The sequence below is a fragment of the Streptomyces sp. NPDC059668 genome (genome assembly GCF_042734135.1).
In the GTDB taxonomy this organism is placed as follows: domain Bacteria; phylum Actinomycetota; class Actinomycetes; order Streptomycetales; family Streptomycetaceae; genus Streptomyces.
Genome location: NZ_JBHWEL010000058.1, coordinates 34,793 through 59,601 on the forward strand (window position 1 = coordinate 34,793; position 24,809 = coordinate 59,601).

Sequence of the window (24,809 nt, forward strand, 5' to 3'; positions counted from 1 at the left end):
GGGTTTTTTGGTGTGGCGCGGGGTATTTCCCGGCGAATCTTGAGGGGCCGTGACCTCGATTGGCGGGGGCCTTACCCCACATCCCCCCGGGCGGGGGCCGCGCCGCTCCCTCCCCCCATCAGACGATCGTTCCCCCCTAGGACTTTGAGGAGTGGGCATGTCCCCGCGTACGAACGAGAGCGCGCCGGAGGGCGGACCCGGACCCGGCGAGCGGTCGGTCGCCACGACGGAGCCCGATCCGGCTCCGCCGGTCCGCGCGGCGAAGGACTCGCCCGCGCGGTCCACGGCGCGGGCGCGGACCGCGGCCGCCGACCGGACGACACGCGCGCACGCCCCCTCCACGTCCGGGGACACGACCGTCGACGACGAGACGCGCGCGTCGGCCGACACGTCCGACGACATGTCCGACGACGTGTCGGCCGAGGCCGCGACGGCTGACGACGCCGTCTCCGCCGCCGCCGTCAGCGCCGCGGAGACGGTGGCCGACGGGAAGAACGAGAAGAGCGGGCAGAGCAACGTGGAGAGCACGAAGGGCGTGGTCGGCCGGGAGCGCGCGGTCGGCGCCCCGGGCGGCGGCGAACCCGGCACCGTGAACGGCGAATCCGGCGCGGGAGACGGGCAGGTCGCCGCGGGAGACGAACCGGGCGCCGCAGGAGACGAACAGGTCGTCGCGGGAGACGAACGGGTCGCCGCGGGAGACGAACCGGGCGCGGCTGGGGACGAACAGGTAGACGCGGGAGACGAACGGGTCGCCGCCGTCCGGCGGGTGTCCGCGGCGGCGCGTCGCTGGCGCACGGTGCAACTCGTCGCCTGTGCGGCGTCGTTGGCGGTCGCGCTCACCGCGGGGGCCGTGGTCCTCGGGGCCGTGAGGAACGGCTCGGGTGCCACCGTCGCCGCCGCGCCGGGCGCCGTCTCCCCGCAACTCCTCGCCGGCGGCGACCTGGACACGAGCATCAGCGCCCTACAGGCCCATCTCCGCGTCCAGCCCAAGGACTTCGGCGGCTGGGCGACGCTCGGACTGGCGTACGTGGAACAGGCCCGCACCAAGGGTGACCCCTCCCGCTACCCCCAGGCGCAACAGGCCCTGGACCGCTCCCTGAAGCTGCGCCCCGGCAACGAGTCGGCGCTCGCGGGACGGGCCGCCCTCGCCGCGGCGCGACACGACTTCACCGGCGCGCTGACCTACGCGGACACGGTGCTCAAGGAGAACCCCTACAGCGAGCGCGCCCTCTCCTCCCGTATCGACGCGCTCGTCGAACTCGGCCGCTACACCGAGGCGTCGAAGGCCGCCGACCTGGCCGACTCGCGCCGCCCGGGCGTCCCCGTCTTCACGCGGTACGCCTATGTGCGCGAACTGCGCGGCGACGTGAAGACAGCCCACCGGGTCCTGGAACAGGCACTCGGCACGGCGACCAGCCGCGGCGACATCGCGTACGTCGCCGCCGCCCTCGGTCAACTCGCTTGGAACCAGGGCCAGTACGCCGAAGCCCTCACGTACTACGCGCGGGCGCTCGCCGCCGACGACACCTACCTCCCGGCGCTGGAGGGCCGCGCCCGCGCCCAGGCCGCCCGGGGCGACGACGCGGCGGCGATCAAGGGCATGGAACAGGTGGTGGAGCGCTATCCGCTGCCCCAGCCGTTGGTAGAACTGGGCGAGTTGTACGAGGCACGGGGCCATCCGGGCGACGCGCGCAAGGCCCACGACCAGTACGCGCTGGTGGACGCGTGGATCGCGCTCGCCCACTCCTACGGCGTCGACGCCGACCTCGACACCGCCCTCGCCGCCGCCGACCACGGCGACCGCGGCGCCGCGCTGAAGGCGGCCCGTGACGAGTGGGGCCGCCGTCACACCGTGCACACGGCGGACGCGCTCGCCTGGGCGCTGCACGTCAACGGCCACGACGCGGAGGCCCTTCCGTACGCCCGCAGGGCGACGGCCACCGGATACCGCAACGCGTCCTTCCTCTACCACCGCGGCGTGATCGAGCGAGCGACCGGTCACGGGAAGGAGGCCCGCGCCTCGCTGAAGGCGGCCCTCGGCCTGAACGCGGGCTTCTCCCCCCTGGGCGCCCGTGCGGCCCGTAAGGCTCTGGAGGACGACAAGTGACGCCACGCCGACTGTTCGCCTCGTGCGCGGCCGTGCTCACCGCCGCCTGCGCCCTCGTCCTGGTGCCGGGCGGTGCCGCGAGCGCGCATCCGCTGGGCAACTTCACCGTGAACCGGTACGACGGACTCGTCGCCGCCCCCGGGCAGTTGCGCGTCGACCACGTCGAGGACCTCGCGGAGATCCCGGCCACCCAGGCGAAGCCCGACATCGAGAAGCTCGGTATGACGGACTGGGCGCGGCAGCGCTGCGAGACGGCGGCGCACGGCAGCAGGGCCAGTGTCGACGGACGGAGGGTCCCGCTCGCCGTCGCCACGAGCCGGGCGAGGCTGCGGCCGGGCCAGGCCGGGCTCGACACCCTGCGTGTCGAGTGCCGGCTGACCGCCGCGCTCCCCGAGGCGGCCTCGGTGTCGCTGGGCTTCCGCGGCGCGGGGACCGACCGGGGACCGGGCTGGCGCGAGATCACCGCGCGCGGCGACCGGATGACGCTCACCGCGTCGGACGTACCGAGGAAGTCGGTGTCCCGGGAGCTGACCAGTTACCCCAAGGCGCTGCTCTCCTCCCCCGCCGACACCGCGACCGCCTCCGTACGGATCCGCCCCGGCGGCCCCGCCCTGGCCGAGGAGCGAACGGCCGCGCCCGGCGCCTCCGTGCTCCCGCGCGGCGCCGACCGCTGGACCCGGGCCCTGGACAACCTGGTCGCCCGCCACGACCTCACCCTCGGTTTCGCCTCGCTGGCCCTGCTCGTCTCGGTGGCCCTGGGCGCGATGCACGCGCTCGCGCCGGGCCACGGCAAGACCCTGATGGCCGCGACGGCGGCGGCCCGGGGCGGCCGGGCGGGCCTGCGCGACGTGCTGCCGCTGGCCGCTTCGGTCACAGTCACCCACACCCTGGGCGTCGTCGCCCTCGGCCTCCTGGTGACGGCCGGCTCCGCCGCCGCGCCCTCCGTGATCGCGTGGCTGGGCATCGCGAGCGGTGTCCTGGTGACGTGCGCCGGCGCCACGCTCGTACGGCGCGCGTGGCGCAACAGGGCCCCGGGACACGGTCGCCCGCCCGGCCACCCCCGAGGCCACACGCATGGCCACGACCACAGCCATGATCACGGCCATGATCACGGCCTCGACCACGAACACGGCCACGAACACCCCCGCGGCCGCACGCGCGATCACGCCGACCACCCGCACGACCACGCCGAGCGGCACGAGCGCCCGCTGGTCCTCGCGCACGCCCACGCCTCCGCCACCACTACGGTCCCGGACGGCGCGCGCCACCAGCACGGTGCGCCGGGCGAGCTCCCGCACCACCACCCCGATCACCACGACCACGACCACGACCACCCGCACCCGCACCCTCACCCTCACCCGCGCGACCGCGCCGCCTCACCCACGCTCGAACACACCCACGGCGGCTTCACCCACACCCACGCCGTGGCCCCCACGCTGCGCGGCACGATCCTGCTCGGCTTCGCCGGCGGGCTCGTGCCCAGTCCGTCCGCCGTGGTCGTCCTGGTCGGCGCAGCGGCCCTGGGGCAGGCGTGGTTCGGTCTGCTCCTAGTGCTCGCGTACGGCGTCGGACTGGCCCTGACCCTGACCGCGGCCGGGTTCGCCGTCGTCAAGCTCGGCAGTGGCGTGAACCGGGCGCTGGCGAAGCGCCCGCGGTGGGCCGCGGGACCCGTCGCCGCCCTGGTCCGCAGGACCGCGCCGCTGGGTTCGGCGTTCGTCGTCGTGGCCCTCGGGGCCGGATTGGTGTTCAAGGGGGCGGCATCCGCACTCGGTTGAGCTACTTTTGTGGAGAAATAACGCGGATGCGCGACGGATACGAATGGGGGGACACCCGTGTCCGAAGAGCCGGTCGGTGAACGTGTGATCGCGGAGCGCTATCGCCTTCTGTCCCCTTTGGGCCAGGGCGGCATGGGGACCGTGTGGCGTGCCCGGGACGAACTGCTGCACCGCGAGGTCGCGGTCAAGGAGGTCCGCGCGCCCGCCGGTCTCATGGGGCCCGAGGTCGAGCGGATGTACGCGCGCCTGGAGCGCGAGGCGTGGGCCGCGGCCCGGGTGCCGAACCGCAACGTGGTCACGGTGTACGACGTGGCGATGCAGGACGGCCGCCCCTGGATCGTCATGGAACTCGTCCGCGGGATCTCCCTCTCCGACCTCCTGGACGCCGAGGGGCCGCTCTCCCCGCAGCGGGCCGCGCACATCGGTGCCGAAGTGCTCTCCGCGCTGCGGGCCGCGCACCAGGCGGGGGTCCTGCACCGCGACGTGAAGCCGGCCAACGTCCTGCTGTCGAACGACGACCGGGTGGTGCTCACGGACTTCGGCATCGCGACGGTCGAGGGCAGTTCGGCGCTGACCATGACGGGCGAGGTCATCGGCTCACCCGAGTTCCTCGCCCCGGAGCGGGCGCTCGGCCGTACACCCGGTCCGGAGTCGGACCTGTGGTCGCTCGGGGTGCTGCTGTACGCGGCCGTCGAGGGCAACTCGCCGTTCCGGTACGACACTCCCCTCAACACGCTGCGCGCCATCGTCGACGAGCCGCTGCCCCCGCCCCGCCGGGCGGGAGAGCTGACTCCCGTGATCGAGGGGCTGCTGCGGAAGGACCCGGCCGAGCGGACGAGCGCCGCGCAGGCCGAGAGCGATCTGCGGATCATCGGCGCGGGCGGCTCCCCGGCCGCGGGTTCCCGGGCCACGGGTCCCTCGGGCACGAGTTCCCGGACGCCGACCGTCTCCGCCTTCCCGCAGCCCGCCCGGGGTCCGGCCCGCCCGGACCACAACACGCCGTATCCGCAGGGTCCGACGCAGGGCTATCCGTCGTTCCCGCCCGCCACCGGCGCCCCGGCCTCGGCGGAGCCGGTCCGCAACCGCCGGGCGGCCGTCGCCGTGATCGCGGGCGTGGCCGCGCTCGCCCTCGCGCTGGGCGGACTGACGTACGCCCTGATGAACCACGACGGCGGTGGGGACGGCACGACCAGCTCCGGCGGCAAGGGCACCGGCGGCAGCACCGACAAGGGGGCGGGCGGCGGCGGTTCACCTTCGGAAAGCAGCACGAGCGGTGAGGCGGCGTCCGGCGGCACCTCCCCGGCCACCACCTCGCCGGGCGGCGGAACGAGTACGCCGCCCGCGCAGTCGGTGCGGGTGACGGTGGTGGGTGCGCACACCGACTACTCCGGGACCTGTCCGCCGTCACAGGCCCAGGCGCCCGTCTTCACCGCGACGTTCACGGTCGGCCGGGTGCCCGCGCAGGTCGAGTACCGGTGGGTGACGGAGACCGGCCAGGTCTCCGACCCGGGATGGAAGACCCTGTCGTTCTCGGCGGGCGACGGCAGGACCGCGCGGAGGTCGGTCGTCGTCACGACGTACGACACGAACGGGACGTACCGGAACGCGATCGGGGTGGAGGTCCGCAGCCCGGTGCCCACCACGTCCGAGTCGGTGCCGTTCTCGGTCACGTGTGTGACGGAGACCCCGTCGTCGGACGGGGCCTCCGCTTCCGCCACGCCGTAGGACCGGTCAGGCCACGCCGGTGAAGACCGGCAGATAGCCGCCGGAGTGGCCGGCCGCGGTCGGGTGGTACGACTCGGTGATGTTCAGCAGGTTGAGACTGTGCAGCCACGCGCTGCCGGAGCAGAGCTCGTGGCCGGTGAAGGTGGTCCTGACGTCGCCGAAGGTGAAGCCGTGGTCGGCGGCGCGTTTGGCGATGGCACTGTCCAGGTAGTCGGCGGCGCCGTTGATCGCGGCGCGCTTGGTGTCGGAGAGGCCGAGGCAGGTCGCGCCCAGCTTGTAGAAGCGGGGGTAGCCGAGCACCACCACGTGTGCGGCGGGCGCTTTGGCGCTGATCGCGGAGTAGACGGAGTCGAGTTGACCGGGGAGCGTCGAGTCGACGTACGCCTTGGCGGTGGCGATCCGGGACAGACAGCCACTGTCGGACTGGAGCACACAGGTGGTCATGACGTCTGCGAATCCGGCGTCGTTGCCGCCGATGCTGATCGAGACGAGGCCGGTGGAGGAGTTGAGCGGGCCGAGCTGGCCGGCGAGGACATCACCCGTACGGGCGCCCGAGCAGGCCGTGAAGGCGAACGACGAGGGTGAGTGAGCGGCGGCCCACAGGTAGGGGTACGACTTCGTGCTGCGCAGGCAGTCGCCGCTGGAGCTGATGTAGCTGTCGGCGCCGACTCCCGAGGAGTAGGAGTCACCGAGGGCCACATAGCCGGTGGCGGCCGCGGTGGGGGACGCCTGCGCCGCCGCTGCCCCGGTGAGGGCACCGCCGACGGCGAGGAGGAGTGAGGCCACGTATGCCGTAATTCGGGAACGTCTCATGGAACCTCCCTTTAGCAGGATCTCTGCCACAACTTTGGTAGCAGCTACGCGTGTTGACAGGAAGTGTTCATGCCAAAGATTTCCGCGACGGCCGGGCCTCGGCGGCCCGCTCACCGGCGGCATCGTGATTGCATGTTCATGTCCGCAACCAACTGGCGGGACCCCGGGCGCGGTTCGCCCGCGGCGGGCGGCGGCGCCGGGAAACGCGTACGGAACAGGGCCGCCGCAGGTTTGAAGTCGTCCGGGGAGCCCGCATCACCGCCGACCGCGTCTTGACGGCCGCCAGCCCCCTGCGCGACATTGAAGTCCGGCATCCGGCGCTTCGGGGGGCAAAGTCGCCAATGCAGACCATAGGCATCAAGTCACCTTCACCAGAAAGCGACGAGCGGTCGGGACAGGATCCGGGGAGGGATCTGACCCCCTTGCTCGCGGGTGTGGCGGTGGCCGTCGCGGGAGTCGGCGCGGCGCTCGCGCTCGCCGACGCGGACTCCGCGCTGCGCGGCCCGTTCACGCTGTTCTTCCTGCTCGCCGCTCCCGGCGCCGCGATCGGCGCCGCGCTGCGCGGGCTCGATCCGTTCGCCCGCACGGTGGTGTCCGTCGCGGGAGCGATCGCCGTCGATCTCCTCGTCGCCGAGGGCATGCTGGCGGTGCACCGCTGGTCGGTCCCCGGCGGCGTCGTGGCAGTGACCGCGGTCAGCTCCCTCGTTCTCCTGCCGGTACTGGTACGGCGGCTGCGCGGCCGTACCGCGAGAAGACGGACCTCCTGAAGTGGACATACGCGTGTACCGCCCCGGTGAGCTGAGCACCGCCGACCGGGCGGCCTGGACCGCTTTGCAGTCGAAGGCACATCTGAACGGCTCGCCGGAGCTGGCGAATCCTTTCCTGTCCCCCGAGTTCACTCTCGCGGTGGGACGGTGCAGACGGGGCGTACGGATCGCGGTGGCCCGCGAGGGCGGCGAACCCACCGCGTTCTTCCCGTTCCAGAGATCCGCCGCCGGCGTGGGACGGGCCGTCGGCCTCGGCGTCTCCGACTGCCAGGGCCTGGTACACCGCCCCGGGTTCACCTGGGACGCCCAGGACCTGCTGCGGGAGTGCGGGCTCGCCGTCTGGGAGTTCGACCACCTGGTGGCGGGCCAGCCGCCGTTCGAGGCGGGGGCCACCGGCACCTTCGCGTCGCCGGTCATGGACGTCGACCAGGGCTACGAGGCCTATCTGAGCCACCTGCGCGACCGGTCACCGAAGTTCACCCGCACGACGCTCGCCAAGGAGCGCAGGCTCGGCCGGGACGCCGGCGAGGTGCGCTACGTCCACGACGAGCGCGACCCCGCGGCCCTGCGCACCCTGATGGAGTGGAAGTCCGCGCAGTACCGCAGAACCGGGCGCAGCGACCGCTTCGCGCACGCCTGGATCAACCATCTGGCGCAGCAGCTCTTCCACACCCGCTCCGAGTCGTTCGCGGGCGTCCTGTCCGTGCTGTACGCCGACGGGAAGCCGGTCGCTGCGCACTTCGGCCTGCGTACCGAGCGGGTTCTCGCGTGCTGGTTCCCGGCCTACGATCCGGCGTTCGCGAAGTACTCGCCGGGACTGATCATGCATTTGCGGATGGCCGAGGCGGCGGCGGCCGACGGAATCGCCCATCTGGATCTCGGGCGGGGCCAGAAGGAATACAAGGACTCCCTGAAGACGCGGGAACTCTTCGTGTCCGAGGGGTGGGTGACCCGGCGTCACCCGGTCGCGGTCGGACACCGGGCGCGGCGCGCTCCGGTCCGGGCGCTGCGCAACATGGTGTTGTCACGGCCGGAGCTCTTCGAGCCCGCCGACAGAATACTCAAGCGAATGGGGAAGATTCGTTCGAGTCGTTAGGTAACGGCCAAACCAACAAAAACGTGGGGACACGTTCCAGGCCTTGCCATAGAGACACAATCGTCAATATCGTCATACATCTCACCCGCATCGGACCGTCATGCGTATGCGATCTAGGGGAGGGCTCAAGATCGCGAAGAGGGTCCGGCGCGGGGCGCGGTAGGGGGGTGCCGTGCTCGGGACCACATCGGTGCCGAGCCGTGCCGCGCGACCGGTTTCCGCTTTTCCGGGAGCCGGCCAGCTTTGCCAGCTCACCCGGTATGCACGGAGATTCATTTCGGCATGCCGTAGGTGAGAACCCCCCTTTCGAACCGGAAAAAGAGCCGGACCGCCCAGGGGCGGGCGGTCCACCGGACGAGAGGGACCAGATCCATGAGTTCAGTCCTGCGCCCAGCCATTCCGGGCGATGATCCGTTAACGGTCGGCAAATACCGGCCGATCTCCTCTCACCTGGCCATCGCGCCTCCGGTGAGTGTCGTGATTCCCGCCATGAACGAGGCGGAGAATCTCCCCTACGTCTTCAAGACACTTCCCGGCTGGATACACGAAGTGGTTCTTGTGGACGGCAACTCCACCGACGACACCGTCGAGGTGGCCCGGGCGCTGTGGCCCGACGTCAAGGTGGTCGAGCAGCGCGGCAAGGGCAAGGGCGATGCCCTGATCACCGGGTTCGAGGCGTGCACCGGCGACATCATCGTGATGGTCGACGCGGACGGCTCGGCCGACGGCCACGAGATCGTGTCCTATGTGTCCGCGCTCGTGTCCGGGGCGGACTTCGCCAAGGGCTCGCGGTTCGCCAACGGCGGCGGCACGTCCGACATGACGCCCGTGCGCAAGCTCGGCAACAGGGTGCTGTGCGCGGTCGTCAACGCCAAGTTCGGCGCCCGCTACACCGATCTCTGCTACGGCTACAACGCGTTCTGGCGGCACTGCCTGGACGAGATCGACCTCGACTGCACCGGCTTCGAGGTCGAGACCCTGATGAACATCCGGGTGGTCAAGGCGGGTCTCAAGGTGCAGGAGATCCCCAGCCACGAGTACCTCCGTATCCACGGCGCGAGCAACCTGCGCGCGGTGCGGGACGGGCTGCGGGTCCTCAGGGTCATCCTCAGGGAGCGCTCCAACCGGCGCGCGCTGCGCCGTCGCCCGCACGCGTCCCAGCTCGACTCGCGCCAGGGAGAGGTGTCTTGAGCGGTCCCGGCATCTCCGTCGTGGTCTGCGTGTACACCGAGGACCGCTGGGAGGACATCCTCGCGGCGGTCTCCTCGGTGCGGGCGCAGTCGCTGCCCGCCCTGGAGACGCTCCTCGTCGTGGACCACAACCCCACGCTGCTGGAGCGGCTCGGCGGGGAGTACAAGGAGACAGACGCGGTGCGGGTGCTCGCCAACGCGGGCCCGCGCGGCCTGTCCGCGGGCCGCAACACCGGGATCGCCGCCGCCCGCGGCGGGATCATCGCGTTCCTCGACGACGACGCCGTGGCCGAGCGGGACTGGCTGCGGCACTTCGCCGCGGGGTACGCGGACCCGCGGGTCATGGCCGTCGGCGGCCGCACGATGCCGATCTGGGCGTCGGGCCGCCGTCCGGCCTGGTTCCCCGAGGAGTTCGACTGGGTGGTGGGCTGCACGTACAAGGGCCTGCCGGCGGGCAGGGTCCGGGTCCGCAACGTCCTCGGCGGAAACGCTTCTTTCCGCCGTACCGCGTTCGACGCGGCGGGCGGCTTCGCGACGGGCATCGGCCGCGACGGCGACAAGCGTCCGCTGGGCTGCGAGGAGACGGAGCTGTGCATCCGTCTCACCCGCGCCCGGCCGGACGCGATCCTGCTGATCGACGACCGCGCGGTGATCCACCACCGGGTGCCGCGAGCGCGTGAGCACTTCGCGTACTTCCGCACCCGCACCTACGCGGAGGGCCTGTCCAAGGCACTGGTGGCGCGCAGCGTCGGCGCCGGGAAGGGTCTGGAGTCCGAACGCCGGTACGCCACCCGCGTCCTGCCCGCCGGAGTCGTGCGCGGCGTACGCGACGCGGTACTGGCCCGCCCAGGCGGCGCGGGCCGCGCCGGCGCCATCGTCGCCGGGGTTCTCACCGCGGCCGGCGGATACGTCCTCGGCAGTCTCCGGGCCCGCAGGGGTGGCGCGGTGTTCTCGGTCGTGGAGATCGCGGACGCGCCGGGGCGGGAGGGGGCGGCGGCATGAGAACAGGACCCGTGTCCGGCACGGGGCGGCACCGCGGGACGCGGCACACCCGCGCGGAAGGCGGCGCCCCGTGAGCGACTTCCCCGTACCCATCCTCATGTACCACGCGATCGCCGCGGCGCCCAACGACGCGACGCGCGCGCTGTCCGTCGCGCCCGCGGCGTTCGCCGAGCAGATGGCGCTGCTCGGGGACCGGGGATTCACCCCGGTCGGCACGGCGGAACTGGCGGCGGGGTGGCGCTCCGGCGCCGCCCTGCCCGCCCGGCCCGTCCTGATCACCTTCGACGACGGATACGAGGGCGTGCACCGGCACGCGCTGCCCGTGCTCGCCCGGCACGGCTTCGCCTCCACCCTGTTCGTCTCGACGGGCTGGCTGCGCGGTGCGTACGACACCGGCGGCGGCCTCGACACGATGCTGAGCTGGGACCAGGTGCGCGAACTCGCCGCCGAGCAGGTCGAGATCGGCGGGCACAGTCACACGCACCCGCAGCTCGACCAGATCGACGACGACGCGCTCCGGTTCGAGGTGCGGCGCTGCCGGGAGATCGTCGCCGACGAACTGGGCACCGCACCCCTCTCGTTCGCGTATCCCTACGGCTACTCCAGCCGCCGGGTACGCCGCGCGGTACGGGAGGCGGGCTTCGCCCAGTCCCTCGCCGTCGGCAACGCCCTGGCGCGCCGGCGGCAGGGCCCGTACGCCCTGCAACGCGTCACCGTGCGCCGCAGCACCGGCGTCGAGGAGTTCGAGCGGCTCGTCGAAGGACGTGCGATCGCCCGCAACTTCGCCCGGGACCGCGCCCTGACCAAGGGGTACGCCATGGTCCGAAGAGCACGACAGGTCCGCCGGAAGGCCATCCGTTCCCGTGTCTGACACGACGACCACAACACAGGCTTCCTCACCCGCCGCCGAAGCGTCCGGACAGCGGCCCGCGCGCCGGCTCCGCCTGCCCGGCCGGGGCGGCGGCGGCAACCAGCTGTTCCGCAACGCCTATGCCCTGATGCTCAACACCGGGATCTCCGCGGTGCTGGGGCTCGGCTACTGGCTGATCGCCGCCCGCTACTACTCCGACTCGGCGGTCGGCCAGGGGTCCGCGGCGATCGCCGCGATGAAGCTCCTCGCGGGCGTGACCGCGGTGACGCTGACGGGAGCCCTGGCCCGCTTCATACCGGTCGCCGGGCGCTCCACCGGACGTCTCATCTTCCGTACCTACGCGGGCAGTTCGGTGGTCGTGGCGCTGGCCGCCGGGGTCTTCCTGCTCACCCTGGACCTGTGGGGCCCCTCGTACCACTTCCTGCACGGACCGCTCATCGGCCTCGGGTTCGTCCTCGCGGTCGTCGCCTGGTCGCTGCTGACGCTGCAGGACGGCGTGCTGACCGGGTTGCGCAGCGCCCTGTGGGTGCCGGTGGGCAACACCGTGTTCTCCGCGGCCAAACTGGTGCTGCTCATCTGCCTCGCCGCCGCGATCCCCACCAGCGGTGTCTTCGTCTCCTGGGTCGCCGCGATCGCCCTGTCGGTCGTGCCGCTCGGGCTGCTGGTCTTCCGGCGCCTGGTGCCCCGGCACGTCAAGGCGACCGAGGACCGTGCCAGGCCGCCCTCCCTCAAGGAGATCGGCCGCTTCCTCGCGGGCGACTACACCGGCTCCCTGTTCTCGCTCGCCGTGGTCTACCTCGTACCGGTGATCGTCGCCTCGCAGGTCAGCTCCTCCGACAACGCGTACTTCTACATCACCACGACGATCGGCGGCACGGTCAACCTGCTCGCCATCAACATGGGCGCCTCGCTGACCGTCGAGGGCTCGCACGACCCGGCGCGGCTCGCGGCGAACACCCGGGCCGCGATCGGGCGGATGGTCCGGATCATGCTGCCGGTGTGCGGACTGCTGTTCCTCGGCGCGCCGTTCATCCTGCGCGTCTTCGGTGAGGGGTACGCGCACGCGGCGACCCCGCTGCTGCGCTGGTTCGCGGTCGGCGCGCTGCTGCGGGTCGTCATGGAGACCTACTTCGCGGTGCTGCGCGCGCAGAGCCGCACCTCCGGGCTCGCCTATCTGCAGGGCCTGCTGTGCGTCCTGGTGCTCGGCCTGACGGTGATCCTGCTGCCCCGGATGGGACTGACGGGCGCGGGAGTCGCGGAGATCTCCAGCCTCGCGGTGATCGTGTCGGTCGCGGCGCCCAGACTCTTCAGGATCGTGCGGCACGCGCCGCCCGCCGAACTACCGCAGGGCGCGGCGCCGGACGGGGATCTCGCCGACCTCGGCGCGCGCGAGGTGCCCGCGGCCGAGCCGGCCGAACCGAAGCGCGGGCCCGCCTGGGCCCTCGACTCCGACACCCTCGCCCTCGGCATCCACGTCGACTTCGACCACCAGGAGCGCCGCCCGGACGTACGGCCGGGACCGGGAACCCCGCCCGGCGGGACACCCACGGCGCGTCCCGACCACCGTCCGACCTGGGCGCTGCGCGTGCAGCATCCGCCGACGCCGTCCCCGGGGCTGCCGGTCGAGTCCCGCGAACCCGGTTCGGAGGCGTCCCTGGGACCCGCACAGGTCCCGGAGGTCGACGCCCCCTTCGAGGCGGAGGGCACCGACAGCGCGCCTCGGGCGACGCCGGACACGGAACAGCCGCTCCAGGACGACCCGTACCCGGCGGACAGCACCACCCCGCCGCCGTCCCTGCTCGACCGTCTGCGCCACCCGTCCGGACCAGGCGTCGCACTCGGCTGCCTGCTGGTCTGCGCCCTGCTCCTCTACTGGGTCCCGGTACTCGGCCTCGACGACGCGGCCCTCGACCGGATGGGCGGCCTCGGCCTCGTCTCCGTCCTGCCGCCGCCCACCCTGGTGGGCGCCGCCCTGCTGGTCGTGGTCTTCGCCTCGCTGCTCCGGAGGAACAGCGAGCACAAGGGACTGCTGCTCGTCACCCTGCTCGCCACCGTGGTCTCGCTGCACGCGCTGCCCGCGGTGATCGAGACCGAACCGCGGTTCGCGACGGCCTGGCAGCACCTCGGGTTCCTCGACTACATCGACCGGACCGGGTCGGCCGTGCCGGACCTCGACGCGCGCTGGAGCTGGCCCGGCTTCTTCGCGGCGGCCGCGTTCGTCGCCAGGGCCTGCGGTGTCGGCGACCTCACCGAGGTGATCCGCTGGTGGCCGCTGACCATGCAACTCCTGTGTCTGGCACCGATGTTCCTGCTCGCGCGCTCACTGCGGGCGAGCTGGCGCGCCCGGTGGACGGGCATCTGGATCTTCGTCCTGAGCAGCTGGGTCGGCCAGGACTACTTCTCACCGCAGGGCTTCACCTATCTGCTCTACCTCGCCTTCGTGGCGATCCTCCTGGTGTGGTTCCGGGCACCGCGCGTGCTCTGGACGAAGGCACGGCCCGGCGAGGCGGAGGTCGAACCGACCGACCGGCCCCGGCAGGCCGTGCTCCTCATGGTGCTGATCGGCCTGTTCGCGGCGAGTGTCCCGGCCCACCAGCTCACCCCGTTCGTGATGCTGGGTGTGCTCGCGGTCCTCGTCCTCGTCGGCCGCTGCGAACTGCGCGGCCTGCCCATCCTGTTCGCGGTGCTGGTCTGCGTCTGGATCGGCTTCATGGCCGAGCCGTACTGGTCCGGGCATTTCGACGAACTGTTCGGCGGGGTCGGCGGGGTCGGCGGCAATGTGTCGACGTCCGTCTCCGGCCGTATCCAGGGCGGCAGTTCGACCCACAAACTCGTCCTCTACGCCCGCGTGCTGCTGGCCGGCGGTGTGATGGCCTCCGCCTGCTGGGGCTGGTGGCGGCGGCGCGACCACAAGTACCGCGAGCGGTCGCTGCTCGTCCTCACCTTCGTGCCGTTCCTCGGCTTCGGCATGCAGTCGTACGGCGGCGAAATGGCGCTGCGCGTCTTCATGTTCGCCCTTCCGGGCGCGGCGCTGCTCGCCGGGCTCGCCCTGTTCCCGCGCACCGGCGTCACCGCGAAGGAGCGGGAGAAGGACCGGGCGAGCCTCGCCCCGGCGGCCGCCCTCATGGCGGGCCTGCTCCTGATGGGCGGCTTCCTGGTGGCCCGCTGGGGCAACGAGTCGTTCGAGCGGATCCGGCCGGGCGAGGTCGCGGCCATGAAGTACGTGTACGCGCACGACGACCCGACCGTCCGGCTGCTGTGGCTGAGCAACGACACCGTGAACAACGTGACGCCCGCGATGCCGTGGGGCACCCGGGACATGGAGAAGGTGCAGTACGTGCCCACACTGGCGCCGACCGACCCGGTCCTGGTGTCGGGCCTGGTCAAGTCCCTCAAGGACGCGGGCCCGAACTCGTACCTCATGATCAACCGGAGTCAGGTGGTCTACCTCCAGATGGACGTCGGCTACCCGGCGGCCTGGCCCGCGCGGCTCGTCCGCAGCCTCGACGACCGGCAGGACCTCAGGAAGGTCCTCGTCAACGGCGACGCGACGGTGTACGCGCTGCGCGAGCAGCCCCCGGGGAACGTCCCGAAGGCCGCACCAGGGCCGATCGGTCCGCAGGTGACCTGGACGCCGTGGTCGGTCGTCGGCGGCCTGGCGGCCGTGGCGCTCGTCGTGATGCTCACCGCCCGGGAGTTCGTCCGGGTCGCGGTGCGGCCGGGCGTGCGGCAGCTGCGGTGGCTGCAGAGCAGCTTCTGGTTCTCGCTGCCGCTGCTGGCGGTGCTGCTGGCCTCGCTGGTGCAGCGGTTCCTGACCATGAAGTAGCGGGTCCGCGGGGGGTGGAGCGGCTCACCGGGTGAGCCACTTCACCCCGTACGCCCCCATGGCGAACCTCCGGCCGTCGACCTGCGCGCTGATCGGCCGGTCCTGGGTGTTCACCACGAGTACGGCCTTGTCGGTGGCGAGGACGCGCACGTTGGGGACGTCGTCGGCGGCGACCGGCACCGTCTCGTACCTGGCCCCGGGCCCGAACGCCGCGCTGAAGCGGGAGACCAGGTCGAACATGGGGAGTGCCGCGCCCCCGCCGGCGCCGTCGGTCGGCGTCCACAGGCAGCCCGCGCAGCCGGAGCCCTTCTCCTTCTCCGGGTTCCAGTAGAAACCGGAGGTGGCACCGCCGCGGGCCATCGCGATCATCGCGGCGGCCTGGACGGCGACACGGTGGGGCTCGGACCAGCCCTTGCGGTCGTCGTTGCCGTCGGCCGGTTCGGCGTAGTACTCGGCCCACCACAGCGGCAGGCCGTGGGTCCGCGCCCGCACCCACGCGCCGACGGCCGTGAACTTGTCGGTGGCCCCGAACTCGTCGGGCAGCAGGTCGTCGTCCTTGGTGTAGCTGGAGCCGTCGACGACGACGAAGTCGGCGCCCGCCCTGTGCTTGTTCCAGTAGTCGAACGCGTCGAGGACACGCTGGTCCATGGCACCCCAGGTGCCCTTCACGGTCGTGGACGCGTTCTCCTTCTGGCGTGGGTCGAAGCTGTCCATGACGAGATAGGGGCCGCCGACCATGATGTCCTTGTCGACCTTCTTCAGCGCCTTGTAGACCAGGTTGTAGAGCTGCGTGTAGCCCTCGTAGTCCCAGCGGCCCTCGGCGTCGTTCCAGAAGCCCTTGAACTCGTTCCAGACGATGAAGTGACGTACGTCCGGGTAGCGCTTGGCGACGGTCGCGGCGAGCTCGGCGAAGTCCTCGTAGTGGGCGCGGTCCGGCGCGGTCTCCAGGGACGCCTGGCTCCAGTCCGTGTGGTTCGCGCCCGGCCTGCCGCCCTTCATCCAGTCCGGCGAGCAGCACAGGGTGACGACCGGGGTGCCGCCGGACCTGCGGACGAAGTCGATACGGCGGTCCATCTCTGTGAAGTCGTAACGGCCCTTGGTGGGTTCGGGGTTGCCGGCGCCCCAGCCCATGATGTGCTGGTTCTGCGGCAGCGACCGTTTCTCCAGCAGCCCCTCGGCGCGGCCGGTCGCCGCGTCGCTGCCCTCGTCGGCGCTGAACTGGGTGTGGGTGAAGCCCCAGCCCACCGCCGGCCGCGGCGTTCCGGGCGGGGTGACCGGTGTGCCGTGCACCTTGTCCCCGTCACGGGTCGTGCCCTCGGTGCTCGCGCCGCCCCCGGGCAAGGTGTTGAGCAGGGTCACCACCAGGGCCAGAGCGGCCACCCCCACACCGAGCAGCGCGGTGAGCCGCCACCGCCGTGCCGCCGAATTCCACCCATGACGTCCCATCATGGGCAACAGTAACGGCGCGGATCGGCCGCCGGACAGGGCTCGTGGACGTGCAGGACGGCCGTGTTTCCCGGGGGCGGCGGCACCCGCGGCCCCGCGGCGGGCACCCGGCCGTCCGGCCGTAAGGCGGCTGAACTGGGGCGCGTCCAGGGGAACACCGGCAACAGGCTGCGGAAATCCCGTGCGCGGGTCCCCTTGGTGACGGATCATGGCGGCATGTCTGGCAACCCACACGACGCACTGCCGATCCGGCTCAACGTCGATGACAGCGACTCTCCGTCGGATGTCGTCGACGCGCTGTTCCTCGGCCGCTTCGCGACGGGCGAGCAACCTCACTCGCACGCGGCGAACATCGACCGGGTACGGTCCGGGGCGACCCTGCTTCCACCGGGTGCCCGTGTGCTGCGCTCGGCCCGCGACGACGACCGCAGCGCGACGCTGGCGGAGGGGGACGGCTGGACCCTCCTGGTGTCCCGCTGGAACCGCGGCGCGGACATCACGGTCACCGCGACCAGCGCCGAGCTGGCCGAGAAGGTCCTCGACCAGGCGACGGACGGCGCGGCCGACGAGCCCGAACCCCAGCCCGAGAACGTGACGATGGGCTTCTGGTACGTGTCCCCGCGCCGCGGCCCGCACCGCACCACGCGGCAGATCTCCGCGGGCACGTGGGAGGAGGTCCGGCCGAACTACACCGGTCCGGTCGCCGACGCGATGGACGGCCTGATGAAGACCACCCCGGAGGACATCGCGGGCCGGCTCCTGCTGCTGCACGGCCCACCCGGCACCGGCAAGACGTCCGCGCTGCGGACCCTGGCCCGCTCCTGGCGGGACTGGTGCCAGGTGGACTGCGTGCTGGACCCCGAGCGGCTCTTCTCCGACGTCGGCTATCTGATGGACATCGCGATCGGCGAGGAGGACGGCACGGGCAAGGGCCGCTGGCGGCTGCTCCTCCTGGAGGACTGCGACGAGCTGATCCGCGGCGAGGCGAAGCACACCGCGGGGCAGGCCCTCTCACGCCTGCTGAACCTCACGGACGGCCTCCTCGGCCAGGGCCGCAACGTCCTGGTGGGGGTGACCACGAACGAGGACCTGGAGCGCCTCCACCCCGCCGTGGTCCGCCCCGGCCGCTGCCTCGCCCGGATCGAGGTCGGCCCGCTGACCCGCTCCGAGGCCGTCGGCTGGCTCGGCACGGAGGAGGGCGTCTCACGCGAGGGCGCCACCCTGGCGGAGCTGTACGCGCTCCGCCGGGGCACCACGCCGACGTCGGTCCCCGACCCGCGGGACGGCGCGGACGCGGGGCTGTATCTGTAGACCTTCAGGCGCCGCGCGTCCGGGTGGTGGGGTGCGCCGGGGGCACTCGGCGCATCCGGGGCGTCCTGACTCGGGGCGTCGACAGCACCCGGGGCGTCGGCTTCGAGATCCCTGGGGCTGCGGTGGCGTGGCCCGTGGCTGCGGGGCGGCTGCCCGCACTGCCCTGCGAGGTCGGGCACGGCGGAGGGTTTCCCCGTACGGACCTACCCGGACGGTCCGGCGACGCCACCAGGCACCGTGCCGCCCCCCCCTAGGGCGTGCCAGGCGTCGCGAGGCGGACGGGACTTCCGCAACACGCCCTAGGCCCCGCCTCCGTAGGCCGCCCGCAGGGCGTCCCGTACGGCGTCGAGCGCGGCGGACTCGGTCAGCGCGAGGCGGCGCACGCGCTCGGCGTACGCCTGAGCGGCCGTCGCGGCCTCGCGCTCGGCCGCCGAACCGGCGGCGGCCACGAACGTGCCGTTGCGGCCCCGCGTCTCGATCACCCCGTCCGACTCCAGCGCCCGGTACGCCTTGGCGACCGTGTTCGCGGCGAGGCCGAGCTCCTCGGCCAGCCCCCGTACCGTGGGCAGCTTGTAGCCGACCGGCAGAACCCCGGAACGGACCTGCCCGGAGATCTGGGCGCGCACCTGCTCGTAGGGCGCGGCCCCCTCATCGATGTGGATCTTCAGCGTCACGCGGCGATTGTCCCGTACCCGCGGGGTGATGGGAGGTACCGGAGCGGAGGCAGCGGAAAAATGAGAGGTGCCCGGACCCGTCCCGCGCGTAGCGTGCGAGTCCATGACTGTGATCGTCGACGACCTCCGCCCCGACGACCGGCGGCAGACCGAGGGCTTCTCCCGTGTCCGCAACCGGGCGCTCCCCTACATGCTGTACACCCCCGGCTCCCTCGCGTACGACGTCACGCACGCGCACCCCGACGCCCACTACCGCCCGCTGGTCGCCGAACTGGACGGCGAGGTGATCGGCACGGCGCAGGTCGGTATCGCGTACGACAGTCCGGAGCCGGGGCAGGGCTATCTCAACGTGTACGTGGACCCGGGCCGTACGCGCCGGGGCGCGGGCACGCTCCTGGTACGCGCCGCCGAGCGGCACCTCGCGGCCCTGGGCGCGAACAGGCTCTTCGCCTGGGTCCTGGACGAGCCGGGCAACCGGGCGTTCGCCGAGCGGCACGGCTACCGCGCCAGCCGCTCCGCCCACTTCCTCCGGCTGGACCTGGCGGGCGGTGCCCTGCCGCCGCGTCAGGACCCGCCGCCGGGCGTGGAACTGCGCACGGCGGCGGACTTCGCCGACGACCCGCGCCCGCTGTTCGACCTGGACGCGGAGACGTCGACCGACGAACCCGGCGACATCCCCCATGAGTTCACGGACTACCAGGCCTGGCTGCGGGAGACCTGGCACCACCCCCTGTTCAGTGCCGAACTGACCACGGTCGCGCTCGTCGACGGCCGCCCGGCGGCCTTCAGCGCGGCCCGCACGGACGGCGGCACCCGCTACGGCACCGTGATGACGGGCACCGCCGCCGCCTTCCGCGGCCGTGGCCTCGCCAAGCTCGCCAAGAACGACTCCCTGCACCGCGCCCGCGCCGCCGGCTGCACGGAGGCGTTCACCGGCAACGACAGCGGCAACGGGCCGATGATCGCGATCAACAAGTGGTTCGGGTACGAGATCTGCGGCACGGAGGTACGTCATGTCCGCGAACTCGGCTGACGGCCCCCGCCGTCTGGACGTCGTCCTCGTCAAGTCCGGCCGCACGAAGATCCGTTACCCGGCCGAGCTGCTCCACGACGACGGCACCCGGGTCACCGTCCGCGCGCCGTGGGCGGCCGGCGGCGTCCGTGACTTCGGCTTCGTACGGTTCGAGCCCGGTGACGTCCTCACCGAGCACTACTGGCGGGACCGCTGGTACGCGGTCAAGGAGGTCCGCGACGCGCGAGGGGTGCTCAAGGGCTGGTACTGCGACATCGCCCGCCCGGCCACCGTCTCGGGCGGCGAGCTGGTCGTCGAGGACCTCGACCTGGACCTGTGGCGCTCCGCGGACGGCGCGGACGTGCGGCGCCTGGACGAGGACGAGTTCGCGGCGAGCGGCCTCGCGAGCAGTGATCCTGCGGCCGCGGCCGCCGCGCTCGCCGCCCTCGACACCCTTGAGCTCCTGGCCCGCCGGGGCGGCTTCGAGTCCCTGCTCGGCCAGGCCGCGCCCGGGCAGACCCACGAGGCGGACGGTACCTCCGCGTAACCGGCCGGGCACACCGCGTCCTGTCCGCGAGTCGGACGCCGGGAATTACCGCACGTCGTACGTGGTTCCTGTTCCCATGGTGATCGACGCCGCTCCGACCTGGATTCATGTCGCCGCAACCCACCGGGCGGCTCCGGGTGACACCGACCACTGACAGTCAATCGTGACACTCGCCACAGACAGATCGCGATCGATGAGGAACTCTCCCCGAAAGGGTCTACCTCCGTACGACGACGGAATCGGGTAGACGCAAGGAGGCAGCCATGCGCCGTGTGACCGTGCAGAAGCCCCTGAGCAAGTCGGACTCCCGTCGGGCGCGGGACAGGGCGGACGAGCGCCCCGCCGAGCGCCCCGAAGTGCGGAAGGACATCCACCGCACCTGGTGGCCGGACGAGTGAGCCGCCCCGGCACCGTGCCGCGGAACGAAAGCCGCCGGACCGGCCGCGCGCGCTGAGGGGCCGGCCATCGGGGCCGTCCGGACCGCCACGCGAGACGCGACGACCTCATGACCGTACGCCGGACAGCTCTGCGGCTCTCCCCCGCCGTCGCGTCCGGAGGCAAGCCGAAACGCCTGTTCTCCGCAGCCCTGGGCTCTCCGGACGACCTTGGAACGGGAACAGGCACCCCGAACGCGCACCGCCGCCTCCGTCCGGGTGTGAGCCGTCATGGATGCCGCCCGGGCGTGAGCGCTACTGGCGCCGTGGGCCGAGGGCGCGGAAACCCTTTCGCTGCGCCGCGGAAATTGCGGCAGCGGAGTCTCGGTGAGGGCGGTTACCGTCGCGGCATGACGACGACCGTTGATCTTGTGCCGGGCATGGTGACGACGCGTGATGCCATTGCGACCGCTTTCGGCTGTGGCACGTCCCAGGGGATCGAGCCGGCCGCTGATGCGGGCAAGGTGTTCGTGTACTCGGACCCGTCCGCGGGTGAGGAATACGGGTACACCTTCGCCGGCCGGGCGGAAGACGACGCGTCTGGCCCCCTGTACCTGTACACCGGTGCCGGTGCGAAGGGGGATCAGAACCCTTCCGGCCGCAACGGGTCGTTGCTGAGCCACGTGGAAAAGAACCGTGAACTTCATCTGTTCGTCGCGCACGGCAGGGTGCCGGGCAGTGGGGCGATGTTGCAGCGGTACATCGGCCAGATGGTGTTGGACCCGGTCAAGCCGTATGAGGTCCGGCGTGGGCCCGGCACGGACGGGGCGATGCGCAATGTGCTAGTATTCCGATTCCGGCCGGCTGAGGGAACGTCGCCGGCATGGACGGAAGCCGACAACCTGCCGGCCGCGACGGCGAATGCGGTGGAGATCGTTGACCCTGTCGCGGGAGTGCCGGCGCCGGTGGTGCTGCCGCACCAGGACATTCCCGCGAGGCAGCGCAACGTCATGCGCCGTGAGGGCGAGTTGGTGAAGGCGTTCGTCGCGCATCTGACCGCGGCGGGGCACGAGACCCACAGCTTTCAGATCACCGTTGCCGGTGAGCCGGGCGCGTTGACGCCCGATCTGTATGACGCGACGGATCACGCGCTGTATGAGGCGAAGGGGCTGACGACCCGCGCCGACGTCCGTATGGCGATCGGGCAGCTCGCCGATTACCGGCGCCACATTCCAGGGCGCCGGGACCTGCTGCGCGTCGCTGTGCTGCTGCCGAGCGAGCCGACCGCTGACGTGAAGGATCTCCTTGGTGAGGAGTACGTCGAGCTGGTCCACCAGACCACGGACGGCTTCGCCGGCTGGCCGCTCGCCTACAAGAGGCCTTGACCCTTCCCCGGTCAGCCGTGGAAGTGGTCGGGAGCGATAAGGTCCGCGCATGGGTGGGGAGATCGAGGCGCAGAGCGCCGTCACAGGTGAAGACAGCACGTCCAAGGGGAGTACCGAGCCGTCGCCGGCACCGAGCACTGAGGACGGGTCCTCATGGCGCCGTCTGGCCGGGCAGATAGCAGGCGCGGCGGTTGTCGTGGCCGTGGCGGCGGACCGGCTGGGACTGCACTTCTTTCTGTTGCTTGCGCGTTTCGCCGTGCACGCGTATTCGTGGCTCGGCCTGGGGAACTGAGCCGTACCCGCGCTACCGGACCCGGCCTGCTGGGTCATGCACCGGCCGGAGTCGCAGCCGGAGTCCCATTCGTCGAACGGCAGGGTGTGCACGCCGTCCGGGATCGCTTTGCGTAGCGGCCAGTTGAAGCGGGTGAGCCAGACGTGGTCCTGCCGAGTGCGTCGCGCCGGCGGTTGATCGAGGCTGATCCCGATCCCGACCGTGGCGGGAGTCTCTTTCGTGGCGCCGCGGCGTTTGAGCTCGTCGCCGGTGACGGCGCTTTTGAAGCTGGCCGTGCAGGAGCGGGTACCGGGATGAGGCCGGACCTCGAAGCGGATTCCTAGACCGTCGCCCGCCGGACCTGGTAATTCCAGCGTGTGAGCGACCGGACGACGGTCTCGGCGCCGATGGGGTTGGCGCTGTGCACGTAGACCGTGCCGATTCGGAAAGGCCGCCCGTTGAAAGCTGCTTCCTCCAGGAGGGTCACCACGGGCAAGATGCTGTCGTCGCCGCCGAGGTCGTGGTCGAGCCACAGTTCGTCGATCAAGCTGTCGCGGTGCTCTTGCAGGAGCTTGACGCCTTCGCCGCTGCTGCGCGCGATCCGCGTGGTCCAAGGCAGTGGCCGGAGATCGTCTATGCCGAGAATGACCGGAGACGGTACGGACGACTCTTCTTTCATTCGACCATCATCACCGCACGGCCGCCGCTGTGCCCCCTCCTCAGCAACTCGCGTGATCATGGCCACGGCTCGTGCCACAAGCGCGCCAGGTCCACGGCTGACATCAACGAGGGCGAACAGACACGGACCCCGGCACCGGTCGACGGGCCGACCAGGGCGAGTCGGCGCCCGGCGAGCAGGACCGAACCGGGCGCGTGATCGAACTCCCAGAGCAGGTGTCGGCCCGCGACGCAGACACAGAACGCCACGCGATCAATCGACGTCAACGACCGTTCGCCACGGTCGAGATGTGCCGTTCACACCCGAGATTCCGCCAGAGCCAGAGCGACCTGCACCCTCTGGGGACAGGTCCTGTCGGCATCCTGCCCGGGAGCCGATCCGGGAGCCAACCCTGGAGCCGACCCAGGCGTCTCACGACGGACGCCCACGGACGCCCACGGACGACCGCGGACAGTTCGTTGGCTCCGGCGCAGGTGGGACAGGGCTCCCCAACCCCCCATCCTGAGCCCCTCGTTAGCCCCGCCTTAACGCGGCCATAAAGATCTCCCGCCCCCGCCTCCAGCAGGCGATTTCGCGGTTTCTCGGGGCTAGCTTGCTGATCACCCCCCGTCCGCCGGGCTGTTCGGCGGACGCTCAGGACGTCTCGATCGAGGAGCTCCCCCATGTCCGGTCGTCGCAAGGCCGCCGGCCTCGCCGCCGTCGGTGTCGCCCCGCTCGCCCTGACCGCGCTCGCCGCCGCGCCCGCCTCGGCGCACGGTTCGATGGGGGACCCCGTCAGCCGGGTCTTCCAGTGCTACGCGGAGGGTCCCGAGAGTCCCCGGTCGGCCGCCTGCAAGGCGGCCGTCGCGGCGGGCGGCACCCAGGCGCTGTACGACTGGAACGGCATCCGGATCGGCGACGCGAACGGCAGGCACCAGCAGCGCGTTCCCGACGGGAAGCTGTGCAGCGCGGGCAACGACGAGTTCAAGGGCCTGGACCTGGCCCGCCCCGACTGGCCCGCGACGGCCGTGAGCGCGGGCGCGTACACCTTCAGGTACCGGGTGACCGCCCCGCACAAGGGCACCTTCGTCGTCTACCTCACCAAGGACGGTTACGACCCGTCGAAGCCGCCGGCCTGGGGGGATCTGGACCTGGCGCACCCGGTGGCCACGAAGACCGACCCGGCCGCGACGAACGGCTACTACACCTTCTCCGGGACCCTGCCGAAGCGCTCCGGCAAGCAGCTCCTGTACGCGGTCTGGCAGCGTTCGGACAGTCCGGAGGCCTTCTACTCCTGCTCCGACGTCACCTTCGGCAAGAGCGGTGGGCCGGACGACGGCGGTTCCCCGGGCGGTGGTCCGGGCGACAACGGTCCGGGAAGGGAAGGCGGTGCCTCCCCCGCGTCGAGCGCGCCCGCGCCGGTCGCCTCCGCTCCCTCCGAGGAGCAGATAGCCGACGGTGCCGACAAGTCGACGGTGCGGCACGACCACCACGACGCCGCGGCGACTCCGGCCGTGGACTCCCCCGCCTCCGGCACGTCCGGTGGCCCGGACGCGTCCGGTGCCTCCGACGCCTCGGCCGGCCTGCCCGAGGCGGCCGGCGCCTCGGAGCACCTCGCCGAGACCGGTGGCGACTCCGAGACCCCCTACCTCGCGGTCGGTGGCGCGAGCGCCCTGGCGCTGGGCGCGGCGGCGCTGTTCGCCTCGGTGCGCCGCCGCGCGGTGAACGGTGGCCGGCACGGCCGCTAGGCCGTGTCGCGAAAGTCCCGCCCGCCCCTTCCCGTCGGGCGGGAAGGGGTTCCGGGGGCGGTCCGGCCGCGCGGGCCGGGCAAGACCCCGCCCCCGGGCGTGGGTGCGCGGCACAGCGAGGCGGCGGTGGGGGGGGTGGCGGGGGGGGGCCACCCACCCGCCCCCAAAACAACCCCCCCCCCCACACCCACGTCCGCGAGATGCTCGCGAC

The 24,809-nt window shown here is 72.1% G+C and carries 20 protein-coding genes; 16 read left to right on the top strand and 4 right to left on the bottom strand.

Annotation, left to right across the window (positions count from 1 at the left end; genetic code table 11):
- Positions 1 to 157 precede the first annotated feature (157 nt).
- Genes ACFV2J_RS31420 through ACFV2J_RS31430 form a run of 3 tightly spaced genes read left to right on the top strand, consistent with a single transcriptional unit; the run spans position 158 to position 5,607 of the window.
- Entirely contained in the window at positions 158 to 2,107 is a 1,950-nt protein-coding gene (locus tag ACFV2J_RS31420) for a tetratricopeptide repeat protein (RefSeq protein WP_385441803.1), read from the top strand.
- Positions 2,104 to 3,882, top strand: coding sequence for a nickel transporter (locus tag ACFV2J_RS31425; protein ID WP_385084974.1), 1,779 nt, complete (start codon positions 2,104 to 2,106; stop codon positions 3,880 to 3,882). The genes ACFV2J_RS31420 and ACFV2J_RS31425 overlap by 4 nt, the downstream gene beginning before the upstream one ends.
- A 57-nt stretch (positions 3,883 to 3,939) precedes the next feature.
- Entirely contained in the window at positions 3,940 to 5,607 is a 1,668-nt protein-coding gene (locus tag ACFV2J_RS31430; protein WP_385084976.1) for a serine/threonine-protein kinase, read from the top strand.
- 6 nt (positions 5,608 to 5,613) lie between these two features.
- On the opposite strand, the gene ACFV2J_RS31435 is transcribed toward ACFV2J_RS31430, so the two are convergent.
- Positions 5,614 to 6,420 carry an SGNH/GDSL hydrolase family protein gene (locus ACFV2J_RS31435; RefSeq protein WP_385084978.1) on the bottom strand — a complete coding sequence of 269 codons (807 nt, stop codon included), beginning with the start codon at positions 6,418 to 6,420 and terminating at the stop codon, positions 5,614 to 5,616.
- A 422-nt stretch (positions 6,421 to 6,842) separates the two neighbouring features.
- Between ACFV2J_RS31435 and ACFV2J_RS31440 the strand changes: the two genes are divergently transcribed.
- From ACFV2J_RS31440 to ACFV2J_RS31465, 6 genes are all read left to right on the top strand, one after another.
- Complete coding sequence (locus ACFV2J_RS31440) at positions 6,843 to 7,187, top strand: hypothetical protein (RefSeq protein WP_385084980.1); 345 nt, start codon at positions 6,843 to 6,845, stop codon at positions 7,185 to 7,187.
- Between the two features lies 1 nt (position 7,188).
- The gene (locus ACFV2J_RS31445) at positions 7,189 to 8,283 is read left to right on the top strand and encodes a GNAT family N-acetyltransferase (protein WP_385084982.1); all 1,095 of its coding nucleotides are present in this window, start codon (positions 7,189 to 7,191) and stop codon (positions 8,281 to 8,283) included.
- Positions 8,284 to 8,655: 372 nt separating this feature from the next.
- Positions 8,656 to 9,474 carry a glycosyltransferase family 2 protein gene (locus ACFV2J_RS31450; protein WP_385084984.1) on the top strand — a complete coding sequence of 273 codons (819 nt, stop codon included), beginning with the start codon at positions 8,656 to 8,658 and terminating at the stop codon, positions 9,472 to 9,474.
- Positions 9,471 to 10,475 (top strand): glycosyltransferase, encoded by a 1,005-nt coding sequence (locus ACFV2J_RS31455; protein WP_385084986.1) that lies wholly within the window; start codon positions 9,471 to 9,473, stop codon positions 10,473 to 10,475. The genes ACFV2J_RS31450 and ACFV2J_RS31455 overlap by 4 nt, the downstream gene beginning before the upstream one ends.
- Positions 10,476 to 10,545: 70 nt before the next feature.
- The gene (locus ACFV2J_RS31460) at positions 10,546 to 11,346 is read left to right on the top strand and encodes a polysaccharide deacetylase family protein (RefSeq protein WP_385084988.1); all 801 of its coding nucleotides are present in this window, start codon (positions 10,546 to 10,548) and stop codon (positions 11,344 to 11,346) included.
- Positions 11,339 to 15,172: a lipopolysaccharide biosynthesis protein gene (locus ACFV2J_RS31465; RefSeq protein ID WP_385084990.1), complete on the top strand. Its 3,834-nt coding sequence runs from the start codon at positions 11,339 to 11,341 to the stop codon at positions 15,170 to 15,172. The genes ACFV2J_RS31460 and ACFV2J_RS31465 overlap by 8 nt, the downstream gene beginning before the upstream one ends.
- A gap of 24 nt (positions 15,173 to 15,196) precedes the next feature.
- Here ACFV2J_RS31465 and ACFV2J_RS31470 read toward each other — a convergent pair whose 3' ends face one another.
- Positions 15,197 to 16,618, bottom strand: coding sequence for a xylan 1,4-beta-xylosidase (locus ACFV2J_RS31470; protein WP_385085008.1), 1,422 nt, complete (start codon positions 16,616 to 16,618; stop codon positions 15,197 to 15,199).
- Positions 16,619 to 16,834: 216 nt separating this feature from the next.
- Here ACFV2J_RS31470 and ACFV2J_RS31475 point away from each other — a divergent pair, with 216 nt between their 5' ends.
- Positions 16,835 to 17,929: a DUF5925 domain-containing protein gene (locus ACFV2J_RS31475; protein ID WP_168527366.1), complete on the top strand. Its 1,095-nt coding sequence runs from the start codon at positions 16,835 to 16,837 to the stop codon at positions 17,927 to 17,929.
- Positions 17,930 to 18,228: 299 nt separating this feature from the next.
- Here the strand turns inward: ACFV2J_RS31475 and ACFV2J_RS31480 are convergent, their stop codons facing one another.
- Complete coding sequence (locus tag ACFV2J_RS31480) at positions 18,229 to 18,603, bottom strand: GntR family transcriptional regulator (protein WP_385084992.1); 375 nt, start codon at positions 18,601 to 18,603, stop codon at positions 18,229 to 18,231.
- A 103-nt stretch (positions 18,604 to 18,706) separates the two neighbouring features.
- Between ACFV2J_RS31480 and ACFV2J_RS31485 the strand changes: the two genes are divergently transcribed.
- The 5 genes from ACFV2J_RS31485 to ACFV2J_RS31505 all read left to right on the top strand — a co-directional run bounded on the left by ACFV2J_RS31485 (position 18,707) and on the right by ACFV2J_RS31505 (position 22,213).
- Entirely contained in the window at positions 18,707 to 19,636 is a 930-nt protein-coding gene (locus ACFV2J_RS31485) for a GNAT family N-acetyltransferase (protein ID WP_385084994.1), read from the top strand.
- Complete coding sequence (locus ACFV2J_RS31490; RefSeq protein ID WP_385084996.1) at positions 19,617 to 20,162, top strand: DUF402 domain-containing protein; 546 nt, start codon at positions 19,617 to 19,619, stop codon at positions 20,160 to 20,162. The genes ACFV2J_RS31485 and ACFV2J_RS31490 overlap by 20 nt, the downstream gene beginning before the upstream one ends.
- A gap of 263 nt (positions 20,163 to 20,425) precedes the next feature.
- Positions 20,426 to 20,560 carry a hypothetical protein gene (locus ACFV2J_RS31495; RefSeq protein WP_265590181.1) on the top strand — a complete coding sequence of 45 codons (135 nt, stop codon included), beginning with the start codon at positions 20,426 to 20,428 and terminating at the stop codon, positions 20,558 to 20,560.
- 386 nt (positions 20,561 to 20,946) lie between these two features.
- A complete protein-coding gene (locus ACFV2J_RS31500; protein ID WP_385084998.1) occupies positions 20,947 to 21,921 on the top strand; it encodes a hypothetical protein in 975 nt (324 codons plus the stop codon).
- A 49-nt stretch (positions 21,922 to 21,970) separates the two neighbouring features.
- The gene (locus ACFV2J_RS31505) at positions 21,971 to 22,213 is read left to right on the top strand and encodes a hypothetical protein (RefSeq protein ID WP_385085000.1); all 243 of its coding nucleotides are present in this window, start codon (positions 21,971 to 21,973) and stop codon (positions 22,211 to 22,213) included.
- Positions 22,214 to 22,532: 319 nt separating this feature from the next.
- Here the strand turns inward: ACFV2J_RS31505 and ACFV2J_RS31510 are convergent, their stop codons facing one another.
- On the bottom strand, positions 22,533 to 22,871 hold the full coding sequence (locus ACFV2J_RS31510; RefSeq protein ID WP_385085002.1) for a cyclic-phosphate processing receiver domain-containing protein: 339 nt from the start codon (positions 22,869 to 22,871) through the stop codon (positions 22,533 to 22,535).
- A gap of 662 nt (positions 22,872 to 23,533) precedes the next feature.
- Between ACFV2J_RS31510 and ACFV2J_RS31515 the strand changes: the two genes are divergently transcribed.
- Positions 23,534 to 24,598, top strand: a complete 1,065-nt coding sequence (locus tag ACFV2J_RS31515) for a lytic polysaccharide monooxygenase (protein WP_385441817.1) — start codon at positions 23,534 to 23,536, stop codon at positions 24,596 to 24,598.
- Positions 24,599 to 24,809 lie beyond the last annotated feature (211 nt).

What these genes read in the sequence shown, in the direction of transcription:
- ACFV2J_RS31420 (WP_385441803.1), top strand. Translation starts at nt 158, where the DNA reads ATGTCCCCGCGTACGAACGAGAGCGCGCCGGAGGGCGGACCCGGACCC.
- ACFV2J_RS31435 (WP_385084978.1), bottom strand. Translation starts at nt 6,420, where the DNA reads ATGAGACGTTCCCGAATTACGGCATACGTGGCCTCACTCCTCCTCGCC.
- ACFV2J_RS31450 (WP_385084984.1), top strand. Translation starts at nt 8,656, where the DNA reads ATGAGTTCAGTCCTGCGCCCAGCCATTCCGGGCGATGATCCGTTAACG.
- ACFV2J_RS31470 (WP_385085008.1), bottom strand. Translation starts at nt 16,618, where the DNA reads ATGGGACGTCATGGGTGGAATTCGGCGGCACGGCGGTGGCGGCTCACC.
- ACFV2J_RS31475 (WP_168527366.1), top strand. Translation starts at nt 16,835, where the DNA reads ATGTCTGGCAACCCACACGACGCACTGCCGATCCGGCTCAACGTCGAT.
- ACFV2J_RS31485 (WP_385084994.1), top strand. Translation starts at nt 18,707, where the DNA reads ATGACTGTGATCGTCGACGACCTCCGCCCCGACGACCGGCGGCAGACC.
- ACFV2J_RS31490 (WP_385084996.1), top strand. Translation starts at nt 19,617, where the DNA reads ATGTCCGCGAACTCGGCTGACGGCCCCCGCCGTCTGGACGTCGTCCTC.
- ACFV2J_RS31495 (WP_265590181.1), top strand. Translation starts at nt 20,426, where the DNA reads ATGCGCCGTGTGACCGTGCAGAAGCCCCTGAGCAAGTCGGACTCCCGT.
- ACFV2J_RS31500 (WP_385084998.1), top strand. Translation starts at nt 20,947, where the DNA reads ATGACGACGACCGTTGATCTTGTGCCGGGCATGGTGACGACGCGTGAT.
- ACFV2J_RS31505 (WP_385085000.1), top strand. Translation starts at nt 21,971, where the DNA reads ATGGGTGGGGAGATCGAGGCGCAGAGCGCCGTCACAGGTGAAGACAGC.
- ACFV2J_RS31510 (WP_385085002.1), bottom strand. Translation starts at nt 22,871, where the DNA reads ATGAAAGAAGAGTCGTCCGTACCGTCTCCGGTCATTCTCGGCATAGAC.
- ACFV2J_RS31515 (WP_385441817.1), top strand. Translation starts at nt 23,534, where the DNA reads ATGTCCGGTCGTCGCAAGGCCGCCGGCCTCGCCGCCGTCGGTGTCGCC.